Source organism: Paucibacter sp. B51 (assembly GCF_027863535.1).
GTDB classification, from domain to species: domain Bacteria; phylum Pseudomonadota; class Gammaproteobacteria; order Burkholderiales; family Burkholderiaceae_C; genus Paucibacter_A; species Paucibacter_A aquatilis.
This window is the reverse complement of record NZ_JAPIVN010000001.1, coordinates 3,278,732-3,304,901: the sequence shown is the minus strand read 5'-3', so window position 1 is coordinate 3,304,901 and position 26,170 is coordinate 3,278,732. Positions and strand designations below refer to the sequence as shown.

The 26,170-nt window shown below is 68.7% G+C and carries 21 protein-coding genes and 1 pseudogene; 14 read left to right on the top strand and 8 right to left on the bottom strand.

Annotation, left to right across the window (positions count from 1 at the left end):
* Positions 1 to 30: 30 nt before the first annotated feature.
* The 6 genes from OOB33_RS14220 (at position 31) to OOB33_RS14195 (ending at position 3,396) form a co-directional block, all read left to right on the top strand.
* A complete protein-coding gene (locus OOB33_RS14220; protein ID WP_271009154.1) occupies positions 31 to 369 on the top strand; it encodes a hypothetical protein in 339 nt (112 codons plus the stop codon).
* A complete protein-coding gene (locus OOB33_RS14215) occupies positions 366 to 1,064 on the top strand; it encodes a hypothetical protein (protein WP_271009153.1) in 699 nt (232 codons plus the stop codon). Before OOB33_RS14220 ends, OOB33_RS14215 begins: the two co-directional genes overlap by 4 nt.
* Positions 1,061 to 1,504: a GNAT family N-acetyltransferase gene (locus OOB33_RS14210; RefSeq protein WP_271009152.1), complete on the top strand. Its 444-nt coding sequence runs from the start codon at positions 1,061 to 1,063 to the stop codon at positions 1,502 to 1,504. Before OOB33_RS14215 ends, OOB33_RS14210 begins: the two co-directional genes overlap by 4 nt.
* A gap of 40 nt (positions 1,505 to 1,544) precedes the next feature.
* A complete protein-coding gene (locus OOB33_RS14205; protein WP_271009151.1) occupies positions 1,545 to 1,961 on the top strand; it encodes a VOC family protein in 417 nt (138 codons plus the stop codon).
* Positions 1,958 to 2,422: a GFA family protein gene (locus tag OOB33_RS14200; protein WP_271009150.1), complete on the top strand. Its 465-nt coding sequence runs from the start codon at positions 1,958 to 1,960 to the stop codon at positions 2,420 to 2,422. Before OOB33_RS14205 ends, OOB33_RS14200 begins: the two co-directional genes overlap by 4 nt.
* A gap of 116 nt (positions 2,423 to 2,538) precedes the next feature.
* Complete coding sequence (locus tag OOB33_RS14195; RefSeq protein ID WP_271009149.1) at positions 2,539 to 3,396, top strand: glutaminyl-peptide cyclotransferase; 858 nt, start codon at positions 2,539 to 2,541, stop codon at positions 3,394 to 3,396.
* A 15-nt stretch (positions 3,397 to 3,411) separates the two neighbouring features.
* Here OOB33_RS14195 and OOB33_RS14190 read toward each other — a convergent pair whose 3' ends face one another.
* Positions 3,412 to 5,946 (bottom strand): DNA internalization-related competence protein ComEC/Rec2, encoded by a 2,535-nt coding sequence (locus OOB33_RS14190; RefSeq protein ID WP_271009148.1) that lies wholly within the window; start codon positions 5,944 to 5,946, stop codon positions 3,412 to 3,414.
* A 182-nt stretch (positions 5,947 to 6,128) separates the two neighbouring features.
* Here OOB33_RS14190 and OOB33_RS14185 point away from each other — a divergent pair, with 182 nt between their 5' ends.
* The 3 genes from OOB33_RS14185 to ubiM are packed head-to-tail and all read left to right on the top strand — an operon-like array spanning position 6,129 to position 8,429.
* Entirely contained in the window at positions 6,129 to 6,599 is a 471-nt protein-coding gene (locus OOB33_RS14185) for a RidA family protein (RefSeq protein ID WP_102770094.1), read from the top strand.
* Positions 6,599 to 7,099, top strand: coding sequence for a disulfide bond formation protein B (locus OOB33_RS14180; protein ID WP_271009147.1), 501 nt, complete (start codon positions 6,599 to 6,601; stop codon positions 7,097 to 7,099). Before OOB33_RS14185 ends, OOB33_RS14180 begins: the two co-directional genes overlap by 1 nt.
* A gap of 46 nt (positions 7,100 to 7,145) precedes the next feature.
* Positions 7,146 to 8,429 (top strand): 5-demethoxyubiquinol-8 5-hydroxylase UbiM, encoded by a 1,284-nt coding sequence (ubiM, locus tag OOB33_RS14175; protein WP_271009146.1) that lies wholly within the window; start codon positions 7,146 to 7,148, stop codon positions 8,427 to 8,429.
* 5 nt (positions 8,430 to 8,434) lie between these two features.
* Here the strand turns inward: ubiM and OOB33_RS14170 are convergent, their stop codons facing one another.
* From OOB33_RS14170 to OOB33_RS14140, 7 genes and pseudogenes are all read right to left on the bottom strand, one after another.
* Entirely contained in the window at positions 8,435 to 8,881 is a 447-nt protein-coding gene (locus OOB33_RS14170; RefSeq protein ID WP_271009145.1) for a hypothetical protein, read from the bottom strand.
* Positions 8,882 to 9,009: 128 nt separating this feature from the next.
* On the bottom strand, positions 9,010 to 10,836 hold the full coding sequence (locus OOB33_RS14165) for a gamma-glutamyltransferase family protein (protein ID WP_271009144.1): 1,827 nt from the start codon (positions 10,834 to 10,836) through the stop codon (positions 9,010 to 9,012).
* Positions 10,837 to 10,915: 79 nt separating this feature from the next.
* Complete coding sequence (locus OOB33_RS14160; RefSeq protein ID WP_271009143.1) at positions 10,916 to 12,307, bottom strand: DUF1501 domain-containing protein; 1,392 nt, start codon at positions 12,305 to 12,307, stop codon at positions 10,916 to 10,918.
* Positions 12,308 to 12,337: 30 nt separating this feature from the next.
* Entirely contained in the window at positions 12,338 to 14,137 is a 1,800-nt protein-coding gene (locus OOB33_RS14155) for a DUF1800 domain-containing protein (protein ID WP_271009142.1), read from the bottom strand.
* A gap of 1,681 nt (positions 14,138 to 15,818) precedes the next feature.
* Positions 15,819 to 18,767: pseudogene (locus tag OOB33_RS24565) on the bottom strand (YCF48-related protein); the annotation flags it as partial.
* A 444-nt stretch (positions 18,768 to 19,211) separates the two neighbouring features.
* Positions 19,212 to 19,850, bottom strand: a complete 639-nt coding sequence (locus OOB33_RS14145) for a CoA transferase subunit B (protein WP_271009140.1) — start codon at positions 19,848 to 19,850, stop codon at positions 19,212 to 19,214.
* Between the two features lie 2 nt (positions 19,851 to 19,852).
* The gene (locus OOB33_RS14140) at positions 19,853 to 20,557 is read right to left on the bottom strand and encodes a CoA transferase subunit A (RefSeq protein WP_102770085.1); all 705 of its coding nucleotides are present in this window, start codon (positions 20,555 to 20,557) and stop codon (positions 19,853 to 19,855) included.
* Positions 20,558 to 20,674: 117 nt separating this feature from the next.
* On the opposite strand from OOB33_RS14140, the gene OOB33_RS14135 reads away from it, so the two are divergent.
* From OOB33_RS14135 to OOB33_RS14115, 5 genes are read left to right on the top strand one after another with little or no spacing between them, the layout of a single operon-like run.
* Positions 20,675 to 21,952, top strand: a complete 1,278-nt coding sequence (locus tag OOB33_RS14135; protein WP_271009139.1) for a hypothetical protein — start codon at positions 20,675 to 20,677, stop codon at positions 21,950 to 21,952.
* Positions 21,953 to 21,965: 13 nt separating this feature from the next.
* Entirely contained in the window at positions 21,966 to 23,135 is a 1,170-nt protein-coding gene (locus tag OOB33_RS14130; protein ID WP_271009138.1) for a substrate-binding periplasmic protein, read from the top strand.
* Positions 23,136 to 23,144: 9 nt separating this feature from the next.
* Entirely contained in the window at positions 23,145 to 23,579 is a 435-nt protein-coding gene (locus OOB33_RS14125; protein WP_102770082.1) for a PaaI family thioesterase, read from the top strand.
* Positions 23,576 to 24,901: a hypothetical protein gene (locus OOB33_RS14120; RefSeq protein WP_133155327.1), complete on the top strand. Its 1,326-nt coding sequence runs from the start codon at positions 23,576 to 23,578 to the stop codon at positions 24,899 to 24,901. Before OOB33_RS14125 ends, OOB33_RS14120 begins: the two co-directional genes overlap by 4 nt.
* A 12-nt stretch (positions 24,902 to 24,913) precedes the next feature.
* Positions 24,914 to 26,149, top strand: a complete 1,236-nt coding sequence (locus OOB33_RS14115; RefSeq protein WP_271009137.1) for a substrate-binding periplasmic protein — start codon at positions 24,914 to 24,916, stop codon at positions 26,147 to 26,149.
* Positions 26,150 to 26,170 lie beyond the last annotated feature (21 nt).

The window sequence follows — 26,170 nt, the reverse complement described above, 5'->3', positions numbered from 1 at the left end:
AAGCAAGCGAAACATCCGGCGAGGTTGACCATGAATTTGAAGCAAGTGGCCTGCGGCATCGCCGCCTCATGCCTGTTTCCGGTGCAGGCCTACCAAGCGGTGGAAGCGGGCCTGCTCCCTTTGAAAGAACGTTTGAGCATGATGGCGCAAGACCAAAAGCGCCTGGACGAACAGCTGAGCCGCGAGGACAACAGCGCCGAGGCTCGTGCCCAGGCCTGGCGACAGAGCAAGCCCCTGGCGGCCGAGCGGGCGCATGTGGAGCGCGACATCGAGCAAACGAAGTCCTGGGCGCATTCGCCGCTGCTGATGCACGCGGCACCGTCCCAGGTGGAACCGCGCCTCAAGGCGCCACGGGGATCCAAGCCATGAACCAGAGCCACACGCGCCGCAGCGCGGGCCACGCCAGCGCGCGACAATTTTTACAGACCGTTTTGCAGCGCTATGCCGGCCTGAGCGAATACGCCGATCGCGGCCAGGTCCAGAGTTGGCGGGGCCGCGAGCCCTATGCCATCGAGTTCCGCACGGCGCGCAACGCGGCGGGCGATTTCCGTTTCGACTTCGACTGCCCTCACCCCTACCCGCCGCTGCGACACCACATCAGCCACCACAGCCTGGGCTGGGTGGCCGATGAGGCCTACCTGACCCTGGGCTACCCGACCGCAGAGCAGCCCTTGAGCCGGCGCTTTGACGACCGCGGCTATGCAGTGGCGGCGGCCACCGGCATCTCGCGCGGTGCGGCCCACACCATCGCGGGCCTGCTGTTCCCAGAGACCGGCGGCCTCAGCCTGCTGTCGCTCCAGCGCCTGCGCTTTCGCGGCCTGAAACAGGTGGACGGAGTCGCCTGCTACCGCATCACCGGGCATTGGGACCGGTCTCGGGTCACGCTGCTGATCGGCATGCAAGACCTTTTGCTGCGAGAGTGCAAGGAACACCGCCGGCGCCGTGTGGAGCGGCGCTGGCCCTGTGCCTTGAGCACGCTTGCCGGCCCCGAGACCTTCACACCACCCCTGGCTTCAGCAGCGGCAGCGGCTGCGGTCATGGCCCCCCTCACGACCAGCCCATGAGCCCCACGCCCTTGGAGACCTACTCCGTCCTACTGGCCACGCCCAGCATCGAGACCTATCGCCGTCTGCGCAGCGCCAGCGGCCTGAGCGCCAAGACCGAGGAGGCCGCCCGCCGCGGTCTGGCCGGCAGCTTGTTTGCCGTCCAGATACAGCACCAGGGCGAGACCGTGGCCATGGGCCGCCTGATCGGTGACGGCGGCTGCTTCTACCAGGTGACCGACATTGCCGTCCTGCCCGCCCACCAAGGCCGCGGCCTGGGCAAGCGGGTGATGACCGAGATCATGAAACACATCGAAACCGAGCTGCCCGAATCGGCCTACGTGAGCCTGATCGCCGACGGGCAGGCCCATGAGCTCTATGCCCAATTTGGTTTCAAGCTGACCGCACCGCGCTCGGTGGGCATGGCGATCCTCGTGGGCCCGCGCTCGGCGCCCGTCTGAAGCCATCCCACCGGTTCATCGTCCCGCCAGGAGTGCCTCCATGTCGTCTGATGCCCTTGCTTTCGGCGCCGTCGTGTTCGCCAAGGATGTGCCCGCACTGGCCCGCTTCTACGAAGCCGTGCTCGGCCTGAAGCGCATCCACAACGCCGACGACCACTGCGTGCTGCGTGCCAACTCGGGCATGGAGCTGGTGGTGCATGGCATCCCCCGCGGAATTGCCGACAGCTTCAGCATCAGCAGCCCGCCCGAGCGCCGCGAGGACTGCGCCCTCAAGCTCTTCTTCCCCGTGCCCAGCCTGGCCGCGGCACGGGCGCGAGCCCGCGCGCTGGGTGGCGATGTGCTGGGCCCCGAGCGCGAGTGGCAGATGCGCGGCTGTCGCGCCTGCGACGGGCATGACCCGGAGGGCAATGTGATGCAGCTGCGAGAACCGGTTCTGGAATCGCCTCGGTCGACATGAATCCCATGAAGGAGCCCACCATCTGGCGCACCGCCTGCTATTGCGGCGCCGCGTCCTTGAGCTGCAGCGCCGCGCCGCGTGGTTTCATGCACTGCCATTGCGGCCAATGCCGGCGGCTGAGCGGCGGCGCCTTCAGCTCCTGGCTCAGCCTGCCTGGGGAAGCCGTGCAGATCCAGGGTCAGGCCGCCTTGCGCGAGTTCGCGCCCACGGTAAACGGCCGGCGCTTTTTCTGCGGCCACTGCGGCAGCCACCTCTACACCCTGGATGCCCGCATGCCCGAGATCGTCGGCGTGCCTGCCGGGGCTGTGCTCGGGCCCGAAGTCGGCGGTCCGGCGGTCGACCAGTGGCCTAGCGCCAACGGGCACTACTTCTGCAGCGATGGCGCACCCTGGGTGGCGCTGCCGGGCGATGGCCTGCCTCGCCGCGGCGGCACGGATGGCATGAGCCTGATTCCAGACTGACTGACCGAACCCGCCCAACAGTGCAGCCGCTGCGGCCGCCAGGTCGCCTGAGGCACACTGCGGCCTGCGCCGCGCCGCAGTGCAACGGCATCCCCCTCAACCACCGCACCGTTCTCATGACCCCTGCTGCCCTGCCGCCCACCCGCCGCACCTGGTTTCGCCATGGCCTGAGCCTGGCCTTGCTCGCAGCTGTGCTGGCCCTGGGGGGCTGGAGCCCGGCGGCGCACGCGCAGCGCATGGCCTTGCCGGTGGACGAGCCCGAGGTGATCAAGCGCTACCCGCATGACCCCACGGCCTTCACCCAGGGCTTGCTGTTCCGCGACGGCCAGCTGTTTGAGAGCACGGGGCTGAACGGTCGCTCCAGCATCCGCCGTGTGCGCCTGGACGATGGTCAGGTGCTGCAAAAACGGGACATCGCCCAAGAGCATTTCGCCGAAGGCCTGACGGCCTGGAAGGACGAGCTCTACCTGCTGACCTGGACCACGCACAAGGTCTTTGTCTTCGATCTCAAGAGCTTCGAGCCCAAGCGCGAGTACAAGCTGCCCGGCGAAGGCTGGGGCCTGACCCACGACGAGCAGCACCTCTACCTCAGCGACGGCAGCGCCGAGCTGCGGGTGCTGGAGCCCAAGACCTTTCGGGAGCTGCGCCGCATCCCGGTGCGCGCCCTGGGCCAACCGGTGGACCAACTCAACGAGCTGGAATGGGTGGACGGCGAGATTTATGCCAACATCTGGCAGGCCGACATCATCGCCCGCATCGACCCGGCCAGCGGCCAGGTGCGCGGTTGGATCGACTTGCGCGGCCTGCGCAGCCAACTGCCGCCGCAAACCCGCAGCGGGCCGCGCAAGCCGCAGGCCGAAGACGCGCCCGAGGTGCTCAACGGCATCGCCTGGGACGCCGCCGGCAAGCGTCTCTTCGTCACCGGCAAGCTCTGGCCCACGCTGTTCGAGATCAAGCTGAAGCGTCGGAGCTGAAGCAAGCCCTGCGCCTCACCAGGGCGGCGCGACCTCGTCGGAGGCAGGCGCAGAGGCCGCAACCTCTGCGGGTGCCGGCGGCCCGGCCCAGGCGGGCTCTCGCGCTGGCGTTCGATGCCAGTAGCGCCGGTCCAGCTGCCGCTGGCAGCTGGGCTCCCCCGTCTCGCTGCGCCAGCGCCAGGCGCCGCAGTCCGGGCTGTTGAAGACCTCGATGCCGGCCGCCTGGTAGCGCGCCAGCACCGGCAGCGCCGGGTGGCCAAAGCGATTGCGGTAGCCCGACTGCACCACCGCCCAGCGCGGCGCCACGGCCGCCAGCAGCGCGGGCGTGGACGAGGTCTTGCTGCCGTGGTGCGGCACCAGCAGCAGCTCGGCGCGCAGGTCTTGGGGACGATGGCGGCGCAGCAACTCGGCCTCCTGCCCGGCCTCCAGATCCCCCATCAGGAGCGCGCTGTGCTGGCCCGAGGCATTGCGCACACGCAGCACGCACGACAACTCATTGCTCTTGAGCTGCTGCTGGCGGATCTGCTCAGCGCTCGGATGCAGCAGCTCGAACTGCACGCCGTCCCAGACCCAGCCCTGGCCGGCCTCGCAAGGCAGCGAGCTCGGGAACAGGCGGTGCAGCGGATGGCCGGGCTCCAGCGAGCTGCGCAACACCCGCACCGGCAGGCCGGCGGCCACGGACGCCGCACCGCCCACATGGTCGCTGTCACGGTGGCTGAGCAGCAACTGGTCGAGCTGGCGCACACCGAGCGCGCGCAACAGCGGCAGCAGCACGCGCTGGCCCGCGTCCACCCCAGGTGCGTACTGCGGGCCGGCATCGTAGAGCGAGGCCTGGTTTGCCGTGCGCAGCAGCACGGCCGTGCCCTGACCCACATCGGCGGCCAGAAACTCGAACTCACCCTCGCGCGGGCGCTCGGGCGCCGGCCAGAGCAAAGGCGCCACCAGCGCCAAGCCCAAAGCACGCAAGCGCCACGGCAGAGGCAACACCAACAAGACGCCGCCTGCCAAGCCGGCAGCCTGCGCCCACAAGGGCGCCACCGGCACCGTCCAGACCGCCAGCGGCCAGCTCACCAGCCAGTGCAGCAGGGCCATCATCAAGTCCACGCACCACGCACCCCAGATCCACAAGCCCGGCAGGACCGCCCCACCCAGGGCCAAGGGCGTGATCACCAAGCTGACCCAGGGGATGGCCAGCAGATTGGCCAGCACGCCCACCACAGACAGCTGCTGAAAGAACAGCAGGCTCAGCGGCGCCAGGCCCAGGGTGGCCACCGCCTGGTTGCGCAGGCCGGCCATCAGCTGGGCGCGCCAGCCGCGCGCGGCTTCACCGTCACCCGCCGCCATCAAGAGACCCACGGCACAGAACGACAACCAGAAGCCCGCCTGGCAGACCGCCCACGGGTCAACCGCCGTGACCACCAGGGCGGACAGCAGCAAAGCCAGCGGCCAGGGCCAATGCAGGCCCGCACTGCGCAGCAGGGCCAGGCTGGCCAGCATCCAGACCGTGCGCTGCGCCGGCACACCCCAACCCGAGAACAAGGCATAGGCCAGGGCCGCCGCCACGCCGCCCCAACGGGCGACTGCGGGCGCCGGGCAGCGCAGGCACAGGCGCGCACTGCCGCGCCAGGCCCAGCCCAGCAAGCCCTGGGCCGCCCAGGCGAACATGGTCACATGCAGGCCGCTGACGCTGAGCAGATGACTCAGGCCGGTGTCGCGGAACAAGGCCCAGTCGGCGCGGCCGATGGCGGCCTGGTCACCCAGGCTCAAGGCCGCCAGCACGCCGGCCGCGCTGGGCTCGCTGACGCGGCGCTGCAAGGCCTCGCGCAGGCGCTGGCGCGCCGCATCGATGCTGGCGAAGGGCGCCTCGGCCAGGCGCCGCTGCGCCCCACCCGGCCGCAGCACGCCGCTGGCGCGCAGGCCTTGCTCGAACAGCCAGAGTTCATAGTCAAAACCGTGCGGGTTCATCAGGCCCTGCGGCTGCTTAAGTCGCACCAGCAACTGCCAGCGTTCGCCCGCACGCAGCGGCGGCGGCGCGGCATCGGCATGCTCGGCAAAAGCGCTCAGCAGCAGGCGCGGCGGCAGCTGCAGCGGAGGATCGCTGGCCAGCGGCCCGGCTTGGGCGGCCTCCAGCGCGAACTCGAAACGCCAGCCCGGCGCCCCGGCCTGGCCCAGGGTGGCGGCCGGCAGCGAGTCGACACGGCCGATCAGCAGCAGATCGCGCCCTTCCCAGGCCTCGGGCAAACGCTCGGCCAGGCGCAGTTCGGCGCGCCAGCTGCCGTAGCTGAAGGCCAGCAAGCCAGCCGCAAGACTGAAGCCGAGCAGGCGCAAGGCAGCCGCAGCGCGGCTGCGCATGGCCGCAATCAGGCAGGCCAGGCCGAACAGCAAGACCGCTGCAAACGCGCCCTCGCCCGGCAGCTCACGCTGCAGCTGCACACAGGCCAGACCGCTCAGCCAGGCCAGGGCCGGCAGCGCCAGGCGAAACGGCCAGAGCGACGCCGGCCCACGGCGCGCCACAGCCTGCAGCGGCTCAGCAGTTGCGGGAGAGTGCATGCGTCTCATGTGCTCCGGCAGCAGCGCTCCCCAGCAGGGCGGTGGCCGTGTCGAGGCGGCCCGTCGGGCCGCTCGGTGTAGGATGCGCGCCACCCGATCGTAGCCAGGGCGGAGCCGCTTTCACAGCCGGCTGCCCGCGCCGCGATCCCCCAAATTCAGCATCAACTCGAGTGAGCCCGCAAATGAGCAACACCAACATCTACACCACGCTAGAAACCCTGGGCATCACCCTGCCGCCCGTGGCCGTGCCCGTGGCCGCTTACGTGCCCTTTGTGCGCACCGGCAACCTCGTCTTCCTTTCCGGCCACATCGCCAAGAAGGACGGCAAGGTCTGGGTCGGTCAGCTCGGCCGTGACACCGACACCGCCACCGGCCAGGCTGCCGCGCGCGCCATCGCCATCGATCTGATGGGCACCCTGCACGCCGCCGTGGGCGATCTGAACAAGATCAAGCGCATCGTCAAGCTGATGAGCCTGGTCAACAGCGCACCGGACTTCACCGAGCAGCACCTGGTCACCAACGGCGCCTCCGAGCTGCTGGCCCAGGTCTTTGGCGACAAGGGCGCCCATGCCCGCAGCGCCTTCGGCGTGGCGCAGAACCCCATGGGTGCATGCGTGGAGATCGATCTGGTGGTGGAAGTGGAAGCCGACTGATGTTCCTCAAGGTCTCGAAGTTCCCCGAGCAGGCCTTGGCCGGCATCGGGCTGGGCAGCCTGGCCGCCGTGGCCTTCGCCCTGGTCGCCCAGCATGGCTTCGGGGTCAAGCCCTGCCCCTGGTGCGTGATGCAGCGTGGCATCTTTTTGCTGATCGCCGCCGTGGCCCTGCTGGGCTGGTTGTTCAAGCGCCAGCGCCCGCTGCGCACGGCCAGCCTGCTAGCCCTGCTGGTCCTGGCGGTGGCCGGCCTGGCCTCGGCCTATTACCAGCATGAAGTCGCCTCGCTGATGGACAGCTGCAAGCAAACATTCGCCGAAACCTTGCTCAATGCGCTGGATCTGGAAATGCGCTGGCCTTTCGTCTTCATGGTCACCGCCACCTGCAAGGATGCGGCGGCCTACCGCCTGCTGGGCCTGCCCTACGAGATCTGGAGCGGTCTGTCCTTTCTGCTGGTCGGCGGCCTGAGCCTGCTGGCCCTGAGCAAGAAGACGCAACGCTGATCCCGATCAAGGCCGCGGCACTCGCCCGGCCTTAGGCTGGGCGACCATGTCGATCCAGCCCTCTTCCACCACGCCCACCTCTCACTCCTCGCGGCCTGAAGACACGCAGCGTGTGCTCATCGTCGGCGGTGGCCCCGCCGGCCTGAGCATGGCCTGCGCCCTGGCCGATGCCGGCATCCGCAGCTGCGTGCTAGAAGCCGCGCCCCTGAGCGCCCTGCAAGATCCGGCCGAGGACGGCCGAGAGATCGCCCTCACCCACCCGGGCCGGGCGGTGCTGGAGCGCCTGGGCCAATGGGCCCTGCTGCCACCGGAAGAAATCGCGCCGCTGCGCCGCGCCCATGTCTTCGATGGCACCGCGCCCGAGCACCTGGGCTTCGGCACCGCCGACGGCCAGGGCGAGCTGGGCTATCTGGTCGCCAACCACTGGCTGCGCCGGATTGCCTACCGGGCCGTCGAGCAACGCGCGGAGCGCATTGAGCTGCGCAGCGACTGCCGCGTCAGCGGCCTGAATTTGAAAGCCACACCGGAGCTGGCCGAGCTTCAGTTGAGCACCGGCGAGCGCTTGCGCGCGCCCCTGGTGATCGCCGCCGACAGCCGCTTTTCCGCCCTGCGCCGCATGGCCGGCATCGGCGCACAGATGCGCGACTTCGGCCGCAGCGTCATCGTCTGCCGCCTGGCCCACAGCGCGCCCAACGAGGGCATCGCGCTGGAGTGTTTTCACTACGGCCATACCCTGGCCCTGCTGCCACTCAAGGGCAGCTGCAGCTCCCTGGTGCTGACTGTCAGCGCCGACCGCGCGGCCGAGATGCAGGCCTGGGAGGCGGAGCGCTTTCGCGCCTGGGTGCAGACCCAGCTGCAGGGCCGGCTCGGCGAGATCCGCCTGGCCAGCCCCCGCCACCTCTACCCCCTGGTGGCCTGCTACGCCCAGCGTTTCGCCACCCGGCGCCTGGCCCTGGTCGGCGATGCCGCCGTGGGCATGCACCCGGTCACCGCGCATGGCTACAACTTCGGGCTCTACGGGGTGCAGGCGCTGGCTGATCTGATGGGAGGCGCCCAGCGGCGCGGCCAGGACCTCGGTGATGCCGAGCTGCTGCAGCGTTATGCCGACCAGCACCGCCGCCGCACCTGGACCATCTACCAGGGCACCAATGCGGTGGTGAATCTGTTCACCGATGAGCGTGCGCCGGCCCGGCTCTTGCGCAAAGGCGTGCTGACCCTCGCCCGCCATCTGCCGCCGCTGCAGGCGGCCATCAGCGCCCAGCTGACCGGCCGCCGGCCATCACTGGGGATCACGCGCCTGCCGCGGGCGAGCCGCAGGCCCGCGGGCTGATCGATTCAGCGGCCGTAGGGGTGGCCATGATGATGGCCTTGGCCATGGCCGCGCCCGTGACCTGGGCGCCACGCCTGTTCACCGCCGCGCCGCGGGCCATAGACTTCCCGGTACCAGCCTTCCTGCACAAAGTACACCGGCCGGCCGCAGGCGCCGTAGTCGCCGCAATGGCGCGCCCAATGGCGGGCATGGCCCGGGGGCACATAGAGATACCAGGGCTCCACGCGCTCGCGCGCGCGGTGGTGGTGATGCGGGCGGCCCTGCACCCAGACCGGCTCGTTGTAGATCAGGCGTGGCGCCGGGGCGGCCGAGCCGAGATCGATGCGGCCGTAGAAGCCGGGTTGGCCGACCGACACCGACACGCCGATGTCCGAGGCCTGGGCGGTTGATCCCAAACCGGCCAAGCCCAGGGCCAGGCCAGCCACAAAAGCTGAGGTGCGCGAGGTCCGCATGGTGCAAGCTCCGAGAAGAAGGTGGCGATGAGCTGCCCAACGCCCGAGCGCGCCCAAGCGATGACGAGATCGCACCTCAGGCTGTAAGCAAATGCGAAGCGCCGGCGCGCCGGGCCGGGCCAGGCCGCTCAGTCGCCGCGCACCGCGCCGTCCCGCCGCGGATCTGCACCACCCAGCCAGCCCGTGGGGCTGCGCTGGATGGCCTGGATGCCGCTGGTCAGTTCCGTCTCGACCAGGCGGTGGCCGCGCGCCTGCAGGTCCTCGCGCGTGGCCGCCGGGAAGCGCCCTTGCTCCAGGAACACAGGGCCTCCGAAGTTGCCGAAATTCGGCAGGTCCAGGGCCTGCTGCACATCGAGCTGCCAATCGGCGGTGGCCAGCAAGGTCTTGGCCACGAAATGGATGATGGCCGGCCCGCCGGGCGAGCCCAGGCTCATGCTCAGACGGCGGCCGCTGGCGTCGAACACCAGGGTGGGGGCCATGCTGGAGCGCGGGCGCTTGCCCGGCTGCAGGCGGTTGGCCACCGGCCGGCCCTGCTCGTCACGCGGCGCCAGGGCGAAGTCGGTCAGCTGGTTGTTGAGCATGAAGCCGCCGGGCAGGCCGGTGCCGCCGTCACTCATGATGCGAGCGCCAAAGCCAGCCTCGATCGAGGTGGTCATGGCCACCGCCCGGCCGGCCGCATCGATGATGCTGATGTGGCTGGTGCCATGCTCGGGCTGCTCGGGCATGGGCGCCCAGCCCACGCGCAGCGCTGCGGCAGGCTGACCGGCGGCAGCGCTGGCCATGCTGCGTGGGCCGATCAGGGCTGCGCGCGCCTGAAGGTACTCGGGCGCCAGCAGGCTGCGCCAGTCGCCGCCCGGCGCGGCCACGAAATCGGGGTCGGCGATGTACTGCGCGCGGTCGGCAAAGGCCAGCTTGCTGGCCTCGGCATAACGGTGCAGCCAGGCGGCACTGGGCACGCCCTCGCTGAAAGCCTGGGCCGGGGCTTGCGCCGGCATCATGCCCAGCATCTGCATCACGGTCAGATGGCCGGAAGACGGCGGCGGAAAGCCGCAGACCTGCTGGCCACGCCAGGGCGTGCACAGCACCTCGCGCTGGCGCGGCTGGTAGCCGGCCAGATCGGCCTCGCTGAGCAGGCCGGGGTTGCTGGCATGACCGCGCACGCGCCGCACGATGTCCTGAGCAACTGCGCCCTTCAAAAAGGCATCGGCGCCACCGGCCGCCACCTGGCGCAGCACGGCGGCCAGGGCTGGGTTGCGCAGCCGGCTGCCCTCAGGCAGCGCCTGGCCTTGGGCATCGAAAAAGTAGGCGCCGGCCTGCGGGTCCTGGCGCAGCGCGGCATTGTTGGCCAGTTGCTTGTGGCTGCGCCCGCTCAAGGCATAGCCCTGCTCGCACAGGCGGATGGCCGGCTCGAACAATCGCGCCCAGGGCAGCTTGCCATGCTGGGCATGGGCTTGCTCCAGCATGCGCACGAGGCCCGGCGTGCCCACCGAGCGGCCGCCGACCACGGCCTGCAGATAGGGCATGGGCTTGCCGTCGGGCTTGAGGAAGAGGTTTTCGTCGGCGGCGGCCGGCGCAGTTTCGCGGCCATCAAAAGCCTGCACCTTGGCGCCGTCCCAGTGCAGCAAGAAGGCCCCGCCGCCAATGCCGCTGGACTGCGGCTCGACCAGGGTCAAGACCATCTGCACGGCGATCGCCGCATCGAGCGCGCTGCCGCCGGCCAGCAGGATCTCGCGCCCGGCATCCGAAGCCAAAGGATGAGCGGCGGCCACGGCGAAATGGGCGCTGGCCTGGGCCTGCTTGGCCGTCCAGCCGCTGGCGGACTCGGGCTGGATCAGATCGGGCGCTGGGGCCTTGGTGGTCAGCGCTGGGCTGTCGGGCGTAGAGCAGGAGGCCAGCGCCAACAACGCCAGCAGGGACAGCGCCGACCTCAGGGGACGAACAAGACGTAGCGGCATAGGCAAACGATCGGACGAGGATCGAAAAGATGGAAACGGGGGCAAACCCGGCGATCCTAGTCCAGCTGCGACCCGGGCCTCAGAGGAAGAATCCCAGGTCTTTTTGCGTGTAGTTGGCGATCTGCGGCATGACACGGCTCAGGTCGCTGTCCGGCACACCCATCCAGCTGGCCAGGGTGGCGCCCAGCTGATCGACCGAGCTGGTGGGCAGCAAGCGGCCCTGGCCGACATCGTCCGGCCCGTTGACCGCCACCTCCGGCGCCTGGCCCCAGAGCCGCCCGCCCTTGACCGCGCCGCCCAGCACGAAATGGTGGCTGCCCCAGCCGTGGTCGGAGCCATCGCCATTGCTGCTCAGGGTGCGGCCGAAATCGCTGGCAGTGAAAGCGGTGACTTGGTTGGCCACGCCCAGCTCCACCGTGGCATCGTAAAAACTGCCCAGGGCCTCGGAGACCTTGCGCAGCAGGCCCGGGTGTTGATCGGGCAGGAAATCATGCAAATCGAAGCCGCCGATGGAGACAAAAAACACCTGGCGCTTGGCGCCCATGCTGCTGCGCGCGGCGATCATCTTGGCCACCATCTGCAGCTGGGTGGCCAGGCTGTTGGTGGTGTCGAAGACCGTGTTCAGGGCCGGCAAGGTGTTCAGGGCCGAGGCGACGATGGCCTGGGCATTGACCGAGCGGCTGACCACGCGGTTCAGCTCCTGCTCCATCCAGTGGCTGCGCTCGGCCGTGATCAGGCTGCGCAGTGCATCGGCGCAGGCCTGCGAGCCGTAGAGCGGCCGGGTGACGCCGTTGATGGCGACCGCACCGCTGGTCGACATCTGGTACTGCACCGCCTGCTGGCCGGCCATGAAAACCGCATTGCCCGAGACATTGATGCAGGTGAAGGTGGCGTTGCCGTTGGCGCTGAGGAACTGGTCACCCAGGCGACCGCCCCAGCCGGAAATGGCCCCCTCGGGGTTGCTGGCCTGCCAGACGCTTTGCTGATCGTTGTGCGAGAACAGCTTGGGCGGCAGGGGCACACTCTGCGCTTTGTACTGCGCCAGGGTGGTGGGTTGGACCAAGGGGCCGACATTGAGCAGCACGCCGAGCTTGCCCGCGTCAAATATCGTCTTCAGCCGCGTCATCTGCGGCGACAGCGCCATCTGCCGCGCATCGGGCAAGGCCACACGCGGCGTCAGCGCCGTGGCGGCCAGTTGATCGCGCGGGAGGGCCAGGGTCTGGCGAATGGTCTGGTAGGCCGTGTGGCTGGGCGCGTCGTAGGGAATGACGGTGTTGCCGTAGTCATTGCCGCCGTAGAGAAACACGCAGACCAGGGCCTTGTAATCGCTGGGCGCCGTCTGTGCAGCGGCTTCACCCAGGGCGGCCAGATTGAGGGCCCAGGGCGCGGCCGCGCCGGCCACGCCAAAGGCGGAGGCGCGGCGCAGAAACTCGCGGCGTTGCAGGGTCGGGAGGCGGTGAACCGATGTCATGGCAGGTGCTTTCTCTTTCACGCTCTCGCTTCACTTCTGGATCAGGTATTCGGGGCTGGCCATCACCAGGAGGATGGCGGCCTGCACCCGGTTCAGCTTGCCGGCATCGCTGCTGGCATTGATGGTGGCCACCGCGGTGGCGATGGTGTTGACCGTGGTGGGGCTCAAACCGCCACCCGCCAGCAGCAAAGCAAGGCGCTGCACCAGGGCCGGCGCATCGACCGCCAGCGCCAGCTCGGCCGTGTAGCTGGGCTTGACCTCGCCCGTGCCATTGGCGATCACGTTCTGCATGTAATTGAGGTAGCCGGCCACCGTGCTCTCGTTGCAGAGCTGGAACTCGGGCGCAGTGATCTGGGCCGTGCCCAGCTGCGAGTTGGGCGGAACATAGCCCGGCCGGAAAAAGTTGAAGACCGAGGGGCTGCGCAGCGGGCTCTGACCCAGGCGGCTGGCCGGGTTGCTCAGATCGCCGATATTCCAGAGTTCGGTCGGTGAGCTCACACCAAAGCTGCGGCCCCATTGAATGAAGCGCTGGATGGGCTCACGCAGGCGGCCGCTGGAGGGCGAACTGCCGGGCATGCGCGCTTCGCTGTCCAGCAGCACAGCACGGATCACCGCCTTGAGGTCGCCGCGCTGGCCCTGGCCATTGTTGTTGAACACGGCCGCCACGCGCTGCACATAGGCCGGGCTGGGGTTGGACGCGACCAGGCGCTGGATCAGCTGGCGGCTGAAGAAGGGGCCGACATTGGCATGGTTGGCGAGGGTGTCGAGCACGATCTTGAGCGCCTCCGGCCCGGTGGCCGAGGCCGGCACATCGGCCGACAGCACCTTCTTGGGCCCGACCGAGAAGCGCGCCGCCAGGTGCACCATGGGCTTTTTCATGAAGGCAGGATCGGTGGCGCTGGCGCCATCGAACTCCCAGCCGGTCAACACCCGGGCCAGTTCGCTGATCTGGGTCTGGGTGTAGGTGTCCTTGGGCTTGCCCGCAGCATCGAGCACCGGTGTGCCGTCGAGATTGAGCTCCACCAGGCCGATGGTGAAGAGCTGCATCAGTTCGCGCGCATAGTTCTCGTCCGGCACCCGGCCGGTCTTGGCGTCCTCCTTGCGATTGCCTCGCATATTGAGGTAGACGCCCATGGCGTTCGACAGGCTGACGCCCTCGATCAGCTCACGGAAGGTGCCAAAGGCACGCTGCTCCAGCATGTCCACATACGCCGCGACCGCAAAGCCGGCCCAAGCCACTGGCAGGCCGGCCATGGAGACCACAAAAATCTCCGACAACGCCAACACCACCTTCTGCCGCAACAGATCGGGCGAGTTCAGCAGCTTGCGCCAGAGCGTGTTGTCCACGCCGTTGAAGTTGTTCTTGTTGGCCTCGACCGCATAGCCCTTGGCCACCATCCAGTCGAAATGCCCCTGGCTGCCGGTGGCCGCGAACTGCTCGTTGAGCCAGGCGCTGTAGCCCTGGGCCTGGACCTTGGCCATCTCGGCCGTGCTGGCGGCGAAACTGGCCTGGGCCAGAAACCGCGCCGCTTCCGCCTCGGTGGGCGGCGCCGGCGGCGGGGCCGGGGTGGGCGCTGGGGCCGGGGCCGCGCCGCTGTCACCGCCGCCGCCTCCTCCACAGGCGCTCAAGGCCGCCAGCGAGGCCAGAGACAGGGCCTTCTGCGGCTGCGAGGCCGTGGCCGGAGCCTGAAGCCCGCCGGCCTCACGCGGCGGGCTCGGAGCCGGTGCAAGTGGCGGGCGCTGATCGGTGCAGTCTTCGGCAATCATGGCAGCAAGAGGCAAGCGGCGCGCCGTCCCGGGCAGGCCCGGCGCAGGAGGACGATCGCTCACTCTAGCGGCTGCGTGCCCCGGGCTTGTGAAGACCTGCTTCGGGCTTGCAAGCAATTGTTGCCGGCCGTCGATGCGCGGCTGCGCCCTGCGGGCTTCAAGCCGGGGGGGTCGTGGACTCGTCCGCCGGTGCTGCAGGCGCCTGCATCTCGGTCAGAAGCGCCAGGAAGCGCCGCACCCGGTCCTGCGCCTGGCGAGCCTGCGTCTCAGCGCCGCCAGCCAGATGCCGGCCCAGGCGCTCGAGTTCGGCGGTGCAGCCCGGCGCGCCCCGGCGGCAAGCCGGGTCAAGCAACCACTGCACGGCATCGATCTGCGGCGCCAACTCGGCCCGGGCCAGATGCAGGGCGGCCAGGGCCACCACCTCCTGCTCCTGCCACTCAGGCGGCTCGGGCAGCAGCGCTTCCATCCGCTGCCGCAAACCTGGCCACCAGGCCAGCCCGGAGGGCAGGCGCGCATAGCTGCGGGCATTGACGCGCAAGGCCAGATAGCGGCTCAGGTTCATGAAGCGCTTGATCTCGCGCGGCGCCCGCAGCGACTCCAGCTTTTGCAGCAGGGGCCGGCAATCAGCCAGCGCATCTTCATAAGCCTCGCTGGCGCGAATCTGCTGGCGTTGCCGGCTCAACAGGATCCCGGCCAGCATCAAGGCGGTGAACACCATCATGGGCAGGTAGATGGCCCAGACCTCGGTGGGCAGCTGGGGCGAGGCTGGCGTGGGCCGAGTCTCGGCCAGACGGGCCATCTGCGCCTCGGAAGCCCGGGGCGCCGCCGGTCTGTCGCCCGGGCGCTCGGCGGCATCTGGATCCAGGCGGCGCACAGGGCCCTGCTCCGCCGCCCGGAAAGCCTGCAGCCCCTCGGCCAAGCCGGCCAGGCTGTCATCCAGGGCTTGCACGCTGCGCTCCATGTCCTGGTAGGCCTCGTCGCGGCGCTGCTGGCTGAGCTTGTCCAGCCAGGCTTGAGCCTCCTGCGAGCGCTGCCAGGCCTGTTCCTGCTGCAGCACCTGGCGGGCCTGCTGGGCACGAAGGTAGGCCTCGTCGGGCGGCGGGGCGGGAGGGACGCTGGGCGCGCGCCGAAGCGCACCGGAGTCCAGAGCTGTCGAGGCCGCCGGCCTGGGAGCCGGCGCTGCCACCGACGACGACACCGGCATGCGCTGAAGCGAGAGCCAATGGGCATAGCGGCGCGCCTCGGCCACGGCCGCCTGGCGCTGCAGCAGGGTCTGATCCCAGGCTTGCATCTTCGCCATCTCGTCATCGCGGCGGGCCTGATCGCGCTGAGCATTCCACTGCTGGCCCTCCGATGCGAGCCACAGCAAGGCCAGCAAGACGAAGGCGAAGCGAAACACGCCCCAGAAACGCCGATTGAACTGGGCCAGGCTTTGCTCCAGCGCCAGTGCCCGGGCCACGGCGGCGCGCTGCGGCAGCGAGGGGCCGCCCTCGGCCAGCAGTTGCGCCAGGCCCTCCTCGCTGGGCGAAGGCACGGGCACATAGATCTGCACCAGCTTTTCCAGATACTTGCGGGCATAGCTCAGCTGCACCTGCTGGCTGCTGGGCGCAGCCTTGGGCGGCGCCGGGGCCTCAGAGGCCAGGGCTTGATCATCCAAGGGGCCAACGCTGGCATGGGTCCGCGCACCCTCTTGCGCCTGGCGCGCGAGATCGAAATCATGCTTGCGCTGGGCCAGGTCCTTGTAGGTTTCACCCAGCTGGGCCTCCACCACCTCCATGGCCATGCCCAGGACGATGAAACAGGGGCCGGCATCGCTGAGGTAGTTCACCGCTTCCAGCATCTCGGCCGCCTTGGCCGGCTCGCAGCGGTCCAGGTCGTCGATGAACACGGTCAGCGTACCCGGCCGCAGGGCCTGGGCCACGTCGAGAAAATGGTCGCGAAAGCGCTGGCGAAAGCCAGTCTGTTCCTCCGCCGCGGCAATCGAAAAGCGAGGCCCCAGGCTGCTCAGCAGCGCCCCTGGCCGCGCCGGAAAGGCGCGCGCGAAATGACTGAACAGAAAAAAGACCGAGAGCAGCCCCCACAGCGTCAGCAGCAGGGGCACGATCTTGGCCGGCTGGCTACCCAGGGCGCCCACGGTCTCGCGCAGGAACTTGCTCCACTCGCCGGCCATCAAGGCCTCGCTGGCCGGGTTGCCGGTCACCAGGGCGGCCAGCGCCAGCAGGCCGTCGGCGAGCGAGGCGAAAGCCGGGCTGCCCTGAGAAAGCGCCACCCCCGAGAAGCCATACATCAGCGTGCCCACCAACAGGTACAGGGGCACGAAAAGCGTCATGAAGAACCAGATCAGCAGCGGCCCCAAGCCCAGAAAAGGCTGGCGGGCAAAGCGCAACCAGACCAGCTTGCTGCGGAACGCCCAGCCGCTCACCGTCAACCAGCCCGGCACCGCCTGCGCACTCAAGGCATTGAGCAAGGCCGCCAGCAGCACCGGCTCCTTCTGGTGGTGCCAGACATTGAACCAGACCGTGTGCAGGCCGCCGCGCTGCAGCTTGTCTTCCAGCATGCGCATCATCGAGCTCTTGCCCCGGCCCCAGGGGGCGGTCAGCGCCACGGTCAGGGGCGCTTGCGTGGCCTGGTGGCGCAGAAAGTAGCTCAGCGCATCCACCACCGGGCGGAAGTTGAGCTTGTCCTGGTCGCCCCGGCTGATTGGCGTGTCGGCTTCGGCACGGGCATTGAGCAGGCCGCGCAAGCTCTGTGGCGCGCCCCGAAAGCGCCAGGCCATCACCCCCACCAAGGACAGCAGGAGCAGCAACAGGCCCGCCAACAAGGCCAGGAAGCCGGGCACCGGCCACTGCGCATGGCCGCTGCTGGCCAGGGCCCAGCTCTGGCCGCCATCACGGCTGCTGAGGACGAGCCCGCCCTCGCCGGCTGCCAGACCCGTCAAGCCATCTTCGAGAAAGCTGACGCTGGCCAGCGTCGAGCGCTCGACACCGGCCGGCAAGGTCTTGGCGGCCTGCCAGCTGCTGCCACCGTCGCGGGTGTAGAGCAAGCTGCCCTTGTCTCCCGCCACCCAGCCGCGCTGCCCATCGGCCAGAAAGCTGACGGCGTAAAGATCCACATCGGCGGCAGCCAACTGCTGGGTCTGCCAGGTTTGCCCGCCGTCCTGGCTGCGCAGCATCTGGCCCTTTTCGCCCACAGCCCAGAGCCGCTGGCCATCGGGCGAACCCATCACCGCCATCAAGTCTCTGGGCAGCGTCGCTGGGTTGGCCACACGCCAGCGCTGACCGCCATCCTCGCTGAGCCAGATGCCGCCGCGCTCGCCCACCACGCACAGACGCCGCCCGTCCGCCGAGGCGTGAATGCCGAACAGTGTCTGCTCTTGGGGCTTCCCAGCGTCCAGGCTGCGCTCCAACCATGTCAGGCCGCCATCGACCGTGGCCCGGATCAGCCCTTTCTGACCCACCACCCAGCCCCTGAGTCCGTCAGGCAGGAAGTACACGCCCACGAGCTCCCTGTCGATCTGACCACGGGCCTGGGGCTGCCAGCTTTGCCCGCCATCGCGGGTCGCCAAAATGGCGCCGCGGCTGCCGACCACCCAACCACGCAGCCCATCGCTCAAGAATGCACCGCGGTACAAATCTTCACGCGTGCCCGTGGCCTGCACCTGCCAGACACGCCCCCCGTCCACCGTGCGCTGGATGGCGCCCGGCTGGCCGGCCACAAATGCCTGCCGCCCATCGGGCATCAAGGCGACCTGGCCCCAGATCGGCCGCTGGCTGGATTGCTGCAAGCGCCAGTGCTGCCCACCATCGACGGTACGCAGCACCGTCCCTTGCTCGCCGACGGCCCAGCCTCGCAGGCCATCGGGTGCAAAACTCACAGCGTACAAATCGGCGCTGCTGGCACTGGCCTGCAGCGCCCAAGTGCGTCCGCCATCGCGGCTGAGGGCGATGCGCCCACGCCGGCCCACCGCCCAGACACTCAGGCCATCCTCTTGAGCGTGGACCGCGAGGATCTCCAGACCCGGAAGCTGGGCAGGTGAGGCCCAGCTCGCGCCGCCATCCTCGGTGAACTGCAACAAGCCTGACCGGCTCAAGGCCCAAGCCCTGGTACCCAGGGCGGAAAGCTGGACGCGGCTCGGAATGCCCAAGGGGTCCTGCGTTTGAAAGGCCTGGCGCTCGCTCGAGCTGCGCATGCGCCAGGGCTCGCCCAAGCTCGGACGCTCCCAGGCCTGCCCGTTGCCGTCGACGGCCCACAGTCGCTGGCCTCCGGCTTGCAAGGCCAACCCAAGGATGCGCCGCGAGAGCTCCTCCGCCTGCGAGACCCAGCTCTGGCCACCATCCTCCGAAGCATAGACCTCGCCTTGACGGCTCAAGGCCCAGACTTTCAGGCCATCGGCCGTGCTCAGCAGCTGCACCCAGCTCTTGCCCGCTTCACGCCGCTGCAGCTTCCAGTTCTTGCCGCCATCGAGCGTGGCCAGGATCTCGCCGTCTTCAACCGCCGCCCAGCCACGCAAGCCATCGGCCGCGAACACCAGGGCGTTCAGGATGGACGACTTCAGCTCTGCAGGCAGATCCACCAGATCCCAGGAGCGGCCGCCGTCCTCGGTGCGCAGCAGGGCGCCACGGCTGCCGACGGCCCAGCCGCGCTGCCCGTCCGCATGGGTGTGGACGGCGCGCAGCTCGGCCAGCAAGTCCATGCCATGACGGCGCTCGGCGCGGTTGCGCTCGATCGGACAGGCCCACCAGTCGCGGCTCCAGGCTGCCGGGCCGGGCTCCAGCGGGTTGCCACAGGGCTCGAAGCGCGCCTGAAAAAAATAGGCCGCCGGAATCAGCAGCAGGGCCAGCATGCTCAGAAAGAACAGGGCGGCCCGCCAGCGCAGACGCGCTTCGGCGGCACCATCGGCGCCAGTCTCCTGAGACTCGCGGCTCGCACTAGCGGATGCCATACAGCTGCGGCGCTGCTCACGCCGGTTGTCGTGGAAGGCCTCACTCTAGCCAGCACCCTGCCGCTTGAAATTCTGGTTAATGCGGGGGCCGATCCCAGCCCCCCATGAAACACAGGCCAACAAAAAGCCCCGCGACCATGCACGATGGCGGCGGGGCTAGACGCCCGAGCGGGCGCCGTGAATCTCAGTCCTGGCTCAGAGCAGGGGCACGCCGGTCTTGCTCTGCACCTCTTCGCGCGTCACGCCTTCGGCCAGCTCGACGAGCTTGAGGCCCTCGGGCGTCACGTCCATGACGGCCAGGTCGGTGATGATGCGATTGACCACGCCCAAGCCGGTCAGCGGCAGGGTGCACTGAGGCAGGATCTTGAGGTCGGTGCTGCCGTCCTTCTTGCGCGCCACATGCTCCATCAGCACGATCACGCGCTTGACGCCGGCCACCAGGTCCATGGCGCCGCCCATGCCCTTGACCATCTTGCCCGGAATCATCCAGTTGGCCAGATCGCCCTTCTCGCTGACCTGCATGGCGCCGAGGATGGACAGATTGATCTTGCCGCCGCGGATCATGGCGAAGCTCTCATGGCTGCCGAAGATGCTGGAGCCGGGGATGGTGGTGACGGTCTGCTTGCCGGCGTTGATCAGGTCGGCGTCGACCTCGTCCTCGGTCGGGAAGGGGCCAATGCCCAGCATGCCGTTCTCGCTCTGCAGCCAGACTTCGATGTCCTTGGGCACGAAATTGGCCACCAGGGTGGGGATGCCGATGCCGAGGTTGACGTAGAAACCGTCTTGCAATTCCTGGGCCGCGCGGGCGGCCATTTGGTCTTGGGTCCAGGCCATGATCAGGCTTCCTTCACAGTCAGTGTGCGTTTCTCAATGCGCTTTTCGGGCGTGGCATTGACCACGATGCGCTGGACGTAGATGCCGGGCAGGTGCACCGCATCAGGGTCGATCTCGCCGACCTCGACCAGCTGCTCCACCTCGACCACGGTCACCTTGCCGGCCATGGCCACGGCCGGGTTGAAGTTGCGCGCCGTGCGGCGGAAGACCAGATTGCCGCTCTTGTCGGCCTTCCAGGCCTTGACCAGGGCCACATCGGGCAGCAGCGCGTGCTCCAGCACATAGGTCTGGCCGTCGAACTCGCGCAACTCCTTGCCTTCGGCCACGATGGTGCCCACGCCGGTGCGGGTGTAGAAGGCCGGGATGCCGGCGCCACCAGCGCGCAGCTTCTCGGCCAGCGTGCCTTGCGGGGTGAACTCCAGCTGCAGCTCGCCGGCCAGGTACTGGCGCTCGAACTCCTTGTTCTCGCCCACATAGCTGGAGATCATCTTCTTGATCTGGCGCGTTTCCAGCAGCTGGCCGAGGCCGAAGCCGTCGACGCCGGCGTTGTTGGAAATGACCGTCAAGTCCTTGACGGCGCTGTCGCGCAGCGCGGCAATCAAAGCCTCGGGGATGCCGCAGAGGCCGAAGCCGCCCACGGCCAGCAGCTGGCCGTCTCGGACCAGGCCGGACAGCGCCTCAGCCGCGCTCGCAAAAACCTTGTTCATCGATGCTTCTCCATCAATCCACCGGAAGATTCGCAGCTTACTACTTACTCCATTACGTAGAATCGCCTAACACTCGACGGTCGGAATGCGCACACGCGCTCACTCCAGGAGAACCGCATGAAGGGATGGCAAAAGCCTCGACCCACCTGGGTCGCGCGGCTGATGGGGCTCGGGTGCCTGCTAGGCAACCTGTCCAGCCCTGCGCTCGCTGAGGGCGCTCCCGGCGCGCAGGGCCTGCAGCTGGAAGGCTTCGGCACCCTGTCGGCCTACCGCAATGACGATGCCGTAGTGGCGGCCCGGCCCGGCGAGCGGGTGCGGCTGGCCTCGCAAGCGGGGCAATGGCGCGCCGATGGCGACACCGTGCTGGGCCTGCAACTGCGATGGTCCAGCAGCGACACGGTGGAATGGGTCTGGCAGGTGCAAGCTCGGGACGAACTGTCCCGCGGCTACCGACCGAACACCGAATGGGCCTATCTGGGCTGGCAATTCGCGCCGGATTGGTCCTTGCGCATCGGGCGCCAGCCGCTGCCGATCTTTCTGAGCTCGGAGAGCAGCCGGGTGGGTTTTGCCCACACCCCCGTTCGCCCCATGTCATCCGTGTACGGCCTGAACAGCAGCGAGCCGGTCGACGGCATCAACGCCAGCTGGACCGGCGCGGCCTTGGGTGGCACCCTGAGCTGGGACCTGGGCGCCGGGCGCAACAGCCTGACCGTGCCGCGCGGACGGGTGGACACCCAGGCCCTGCTGGCCAGCGCCCTGCGCTGGCAGCGCGAAGGCCTGGCCTTGCGCCTGGGCGGGGCCGCATTTCGCTTTGACTTGATCTCTCCCGGCCTGGAGGCGCAGTTGCAGACGCTGAGCAACTCGCCGCAGCTCCGCCTCAATTGCAGCGAGGTCCTGCCGCAACGCGCGCGCACCCGGGGCGTCCAAGGCCATGTGATCAACCTCGCCCTGGTCTGGGAGCATGAAGACTGGACGCTGACCGCCGAGGCCATGCAGCGCGGCGGCAACTCGGTCTTTAACGCCAAGGTCCAGGCCTGGTACGCCCTGCTGTCGCGCCGTTTCGGGCGCTGGACGCCTTATGCCGCGGTCGGTCGTTCCGCCCACACCGAAGCGCCGCTGGGCTTGCAAGCAGCACCCGGCAGCCCCGAAGCGAGCGCGCAAAGCCTGGCCGACCTGGACCGCAGCCTGCAGCGCCCCTGGGACCGCCGCATCGAACTGCTGGGCCTGCGCTGGGATTGCTTTGAGAAGCTGGCCCTCAAGCTGCAGCTCGAGCGCTGGACCGCCACGCGCGACCGCAGCACGCCGCGCGATGGCGAGATCCGCCTGCTGCCCAACAGCGCCCCCTGGGATGGGCGCTTGAACCTGCTGACGGTCAGCGCAGATTTTGTGTTCTGAACCGGCCGCGAGCATGCGCCTCACTCAAGACACCGAGCGCCGCAGGTCCCGCAGGCCGGGCAAATGGCTCGCGGGAGGGCGGGCCCTGTGCTCGGCCTTGGTCCTGTGCAGTGGCCTGCCCCTGCCCGCCCGCTGCGCAGAGGAGCCGCCGGCCCTGCGGGTCGCGGTCTCCCGGGCCAACAGCCCGCCCTTTGTGATCTGGCGAGAGCAGCAGGTCAGCGCCGGCATCGATGTCGAGATTGGCCAGGCTTTGGCGGCACTGCTTCATGCACGCTTCGAATGGCAGGCCCTGCCACGGCTGCGCATCGAAACGGCCTTGCTGAACGGCGAGGCCGACATGGCCTGCAATCTCAGCCCCTTGCAGGCCCCTCGACCGGAGCCGCTGCCGCAAAGCCCGGGTCTGTTCGATGTTCAGGACCTGTTGGCAGCCCACCCCGACGCAGCGGCGGTGGACTCGCTGGAACAAGTGCCTCTCGGCAGCGCCATCGGCGCCTTGCAAGCCCAGGCATACCCCGTGCTCGACACCCTGGTTGCGCAGGGCCACCTCAAGCGCGACGACGCACTGGACGAGGAGCGCATGCTGCGCAAGCTCGCCCTGGATCGCCACCCGTATGCCGTTGGCAGCCGACAGACACTGAGCTGGTTCACCAGCCAGAGCGGCAGCGAAGGACCGGCAGGGCTGGCGTCCTGGCGCCTGCTGCTGGGCACACGGGCCTACCGCTGCTGGTTTTCGCCGCGTGGCCGCTACGAGGTCAAGCACATGCTGGCGGGTATGGAGCAACTGCTCAGCAGCGGCCGCATCGAAGCCATCGTCACCGCGCGCAGCGCACCCGCGTTGGCGGTGGTGGTGTCCGTACGCAGCCGTCTGCGGCAAGTCAGTCGCAACGCACTGGCCGAGCTGTTCCTGGGCTTGCGCCACAGTCTGCAAGACGATCTGCCGGCTCTGCCGGTGATGAGCAACGGCCCCGAGCGTCAACAATTTTTTGCGTCGATACTCAAGCGAGAGCCCGCCCAGTTTCGAGCCTCCTGGGCGGCGCAACAGTTCGGAGGTCGCCGTAAAGCCCCCGCAGAATTGAGTTCGGCCGAAACCACCAAGCTCTTCCTGCAGCGTCACGCGGAAGCCGTGGGTTTTTTGCCCCTGGCCCTGGTGGATGCGAGCCTGCGCATTGTCTACATGCCTTGAGAACCAGCCATGAGCACCCACACCCCTCCGCCAGCGTCCGGCCTCCAGGCCTCGGACCTGCAAGCCGCCCTGCCCCGCATCTTCGCGCCCTGGATCGTCGACATGGGTCTGGAGGTGCTGAGCTGCAGCCCCGGTGAAGTGAGCCTGCGCCTGCCGGTCAAGCCCGCGTTTGTCCATGTCGGCGGCGTGATGTGCGGCCAGGTGGCCATGGCCGCGGCCGATACGGCCATGGTGCTGGCCATGATGACCGAGCTGGGTGAATTCAAACCCATGACCACCGTGCAGTTGCAAACCAGCTTTTTGCGTCCGGTCTCGGGGCCCTTCTGCCTGATTCGCGCCACGGTGCTGCGACGGGGCAAGAGCCTGGCTTTTGGCAGCATCGACATCCTCAACCCCGATGAACGCCTGGCCGCCCAGGCCACCACCACCTACGCCCTGCTATGAAGGACGCGGCACGCCACGGCTGGCGACCATCGGTGCTGTCGGCCCTGCTGCTGGCCGCGGGCGCCATGGCTGTGCGTGCCGAACCGGAGCCTATGCCGAACGCGGAAATCGGCGCCGCACCGGCCGCCGGCGAGCTGGCCGAATGGGTCAAGCTCGATGGTTTCGGCACTCTGGGCGCCTACCGCTCCAACGACGCCGTGGCCAGCATGCGGCCCGATGCGCGCAATGCCAATGCCTCGCTGCGCGACTGGCGCTTCGACGGCGACAGCCAGCTCTCCGGGCAGCTCACCCTCAACCCCAATGGGCCGCTGCGCCTGGTGTGGCAGGTGCTGGCCAAGGACGATATCGTGCTGCGTTTCCGGCCCCGCACCGAATGGCTCTACCTCGGCTGGGAGACCTCGACCCCGCTGAGCCTGCGGGCCGGTCGCCTGGCGCTGCCGGTGTTCATGTTGTCTGAGACACGCAATGTGGCCTACGCCCTGACCAATGTGCGGCCCTACAGCTCGCTCTACCACCTCAACCCCATCACCAAGGTTGATGGCCTGGGCGCCATCTGGCGCCACACCTTGGGCCCGGGCGAGCTGAGCCTGGACGCGGTCCACGGCCGCGCCAAAGTGGACCTGACCACCGGACGCATCAAGGCTCGCGCCATCACGGCCCTGGCAGCCCAATGGCGCCAAGGGAACTGGAGCTTGCGCCTGGGGCGCTCGGAGTATCAGATCGACGCCCAGCTGCCCGCCACCTTGGCCCAGTTGCAAGTGCTGGCCTCGGGCGCCACAGGCTGCGCCAACTGCGCCAGTGTCCTGAGTGCACGAGCGCCGGCTCAGGTACGCGCAGTCATCGATACCGGGGGGTTCAATCTGGAGCAAGGCGCCTGGACCCTGAGTGGCGAATGGATGCGGCGCCGCTCCGACTCCATCCTGGTGGCCGACGCCAATGCTTGGTATGCCCAGCTGTCTCGCCGCATGGGCGCCTTCACGCCTTTCCTAGGCATTGGCCAGACCCGCTTCGTCGAGGCAGCGCTGGGATTTCAAAGCGCTGCCGGAGCGCCGCCGGCCGCGCAGGCGGCCAACGCTGCGTTTGATCGCTTCCTGCAAAGCGCCAACGGACGGCGCAGCTGGCAGGCCGGCCTGCGCTGGGACTTTGCAGAGAACCTGGCACTCAAGCTCCACTACGAATGGCTGAAGAACACCCAGGAGATCCGCCTGGGCCAGACCGGCAGCGTGAGCTACCCGGCGCCTCCGCCCATCGGCAGCTACCGCGGCCCAAGCTGGGACGGCCAGTTGCGCGTGCTCAGCCTGAATCTGGATTTTGTGTTCTGAGGTGAAGCACCCATGAACGCACGCGCCCGCCCCTGCACCTGCGACAGCCTGCGGCTCCGCCCGGTGCCGGGCCGGGCCGGGCGCGCCTGCCTGCCAGCTTTGCTGCTGGCGGCCTCGGCGATGCTGGCGACACCGGCCCTGGCCCAGCCGTCGGTTCAGGCGCCGCTTCAAACGCTGGCTTCGGCGCCCGCCAGATCGGAGGCCGGCAAAGCACTCCGAGTCTCGGCCGTGCAGTCGTGGTCGGCGCCCTATGCCTTTTACCGCGATGGGGCACTGGTGGCAGGCATCAACCACGACATCGTCCAAACCCTGGCCGAGCAACTGGGTCTGACGGTGCAAACCCAGGTACTGCCGCGCACCCGGGTCGATGCGGCGGTGCTGGCCGGTGATGTGGATCTGCGCTGCCACCTGAGCCGCGACTGGGTGCGCAACCCCGAGGCTTACCACTGGGGTCCGCCGCTGTTCGAACTGGCCACGGTGCTGGCCGGTCATGAATCGGCTGTGCCCATCACAGCACTCGATCAGCTGCACCGTGGCCAGACCATCGGTACGGTGCTGGGCTTTGTCTACCCCGGGCTGGAGGAGCGCTTCAATGATGGGCGGCTGCGCCGGGACGACACCTTTGCCGTCGATCGCAATCTGCAAAAGCTCAAGCTGATCCGCTCGCCCTACATCGTGTCCGACACGCGTGAGATCGAATGGCATATGCGCAACACCCCCGGCCACCAGTTCGCCAACTGGCGGCTTCCCATCACGCGCACCGAGTTCCGCTGCGCCGTGCCGCGCAACGGCCGGCTTGATGCCGCCATGCTGCTGGCCGGACTGGAGCGGCTGCAGGCCAGCGGTCGCATCGAGCAGATCATCAGGAACTACAGCCCGCCCCAGCCGGTGCTGGTGATGTCGGCCCAGAGTTCGGTCAAGCTGCTGAGCCAGCAGCAGGTGGCGGCCTTGTTCCTGGGTGAAACGCTGGAGCTGCCCGGCGGCGGCCGGCCGGTGCTGGGCAGCCAGAGCGGTGAGCTCAAGCACGAGTTCTACAACCGGGTGCTTGAGAAGGATGCGGCCCAGGTCAAGGCCATCTGGTCACGCATGACCTTCAGCGGCCGTGGCCGCGCGCCGCGCGAGTTCGGGCAGAGCGCAGCGCTGCGCGCCTGGTTGTTGAACACACCCAATGCCCTGGCCTTCATGGACAGCAGCGGCCTGGATCCCTCGCTCAAAATCGTCTACATGCCGCCGGTCAGCCCGCCCTGAACGCTGCGCAGCGCCCTGAAG

Bases quoted from the DNA above. Each gene is read 5' to 3' on its own strand.
- OOB33_RS14140 (WP_102770085.1), bottom strand. From the start codon at position 20,557: ATGAACAAGGTTTTTGCGAGCGCGGCTGAGGCGCTGTCCGGCCTGGTC.
- OOB33_RS14170 (WP_271009145.1), bottom strand. From the start codon at position 8,881: ATGCGGACCTCGCGCACCTCAGCTTTTGTGGCTGGCCTGGCCCTGGGC.
- OOB33_RS14195 (WP_271009149.1), top strand. From the start codon at position 2,539: ATGACCCCTGCTGCCCTGCCGCCCACCCGCCGCACCTGGTTTCGCCAT.
- OOB33_RS14210 (WP_271009152.1), top strand. From the start codon at position 1,061: ATGAGCCCCACGCCCTTGGAGACCTACTCCGTCCTACTGGCCACGCCC.
- OOB33_RS14135 (WP_271009139.1), top strand. From the start codon at position 20,675: ATGAAGGGATGGCAAAAGCCTCGACCCACCTGGGTCGCGCGGCTGATG.
- OOB33_RS14200 (WP_271009150.1), top strand. From the start codon at position 1,958: ATGAATCCCATGAAGGAGCCCACCATCTGGCGCACCGCCTGCTATTGC.
- OOB33_RS14130 (WP_271009138.1), top strand. From the start codon at position 21,966: ATGCGCCTCACTCAAGACACCGAGCGCCGCAGGTCCCGCAGGCCGGGC.
- OOB33_RS14145 (WP_271009140.1), bottom strand. From the start codon at position 19,850: ATGGCCTGGACCCAAGACCAAATGGCCGCCCGCGCGGCCCAGGAATTG.
- OOB33_RS14190 (WP_271009148.1), bottom strand. From the start codon at position 5,946: ATGCACTCTCCCGCAACTGCTGAGCCGCTGCAGGCTGTGGCGCGCCGT.
- OOB33_RS14125 (WP_102770082.1), top strand. From the start codon at position 23,145: ATGAGCACCCACACCCCTCCGCCAGCGTCCGGCCTCCAGGCCTCGGAC.
- OOB33_RS14115 (WP_271009137.1), top strand. From the start codon at position 24,914: ATGAACGCACGCGCCCGCCCCTGCACCTGCGACAGCCTGCGGCTCCGC.
- ubiM (WP_271009146.1), top strand. From the start codon at position 7,146: ATGTCGATCCAGCCCTCTTCCACCACGCCCACCTCTCACTCCTCGCGG.
- OOB33_RS14165 (WP_271009144.1), bottom strand. From the start codon at position 10,836: ATGCCGCTACGTCTTGTTCGTCCCCTGAGGTCGGCGCTGTCCCTGCTG.
- OOB33_RS14160 (WP_271009143.1), bottom strand. From the start codon at position 12,307: ATGACATCGGTTCACCGCCTCCCGACCCTGCAACGCCGCGAGTTTCTG.
- OOB33_RS14215 (WP_271009153.1), top strand. From the start codon at position 366: ATGAACCAGAGCCACACGCGCCGCAGCGCGGGCCACGCCAGCGCGCGA.
- OOB33_RS14180 (WP_271009147.1), top strand. From the start codon at position 6,599: ATGTTCCTCAAGGTCTCGAAGTTCCCCGAGCAGGCCTTGGCCGGCATC.
- OOB33_RS14220 (WP_271009154.1), top strand. From the start codon at position 31: ATGAATTTGAAGCAAGTGGCCTGCGGCATCGCCGCCTCATGCCTGTTT.
- OOB33_RS14185 (WP_102770094.1), top strand. From the start codon at position 6,129: ATGAGCAACACCAACATCTACACCACGCTAGAAACCCTGGGCATCACC.
- OOB33_RS14120 (WP_133155327.1), top strand. From the start codon at position 23,576: ATGAAGGACGCGGCACGCCACGGCTGGCGACCATCGGTGCTGTCGGCC.
- OOB33_RS14205 (WP_271009151.1), top strand. From the start codon at position 1,545: ATGTCGTCTGATGCCCTTGCTTTCGGCGCCGTCGTGTTCGCCAAGGAT.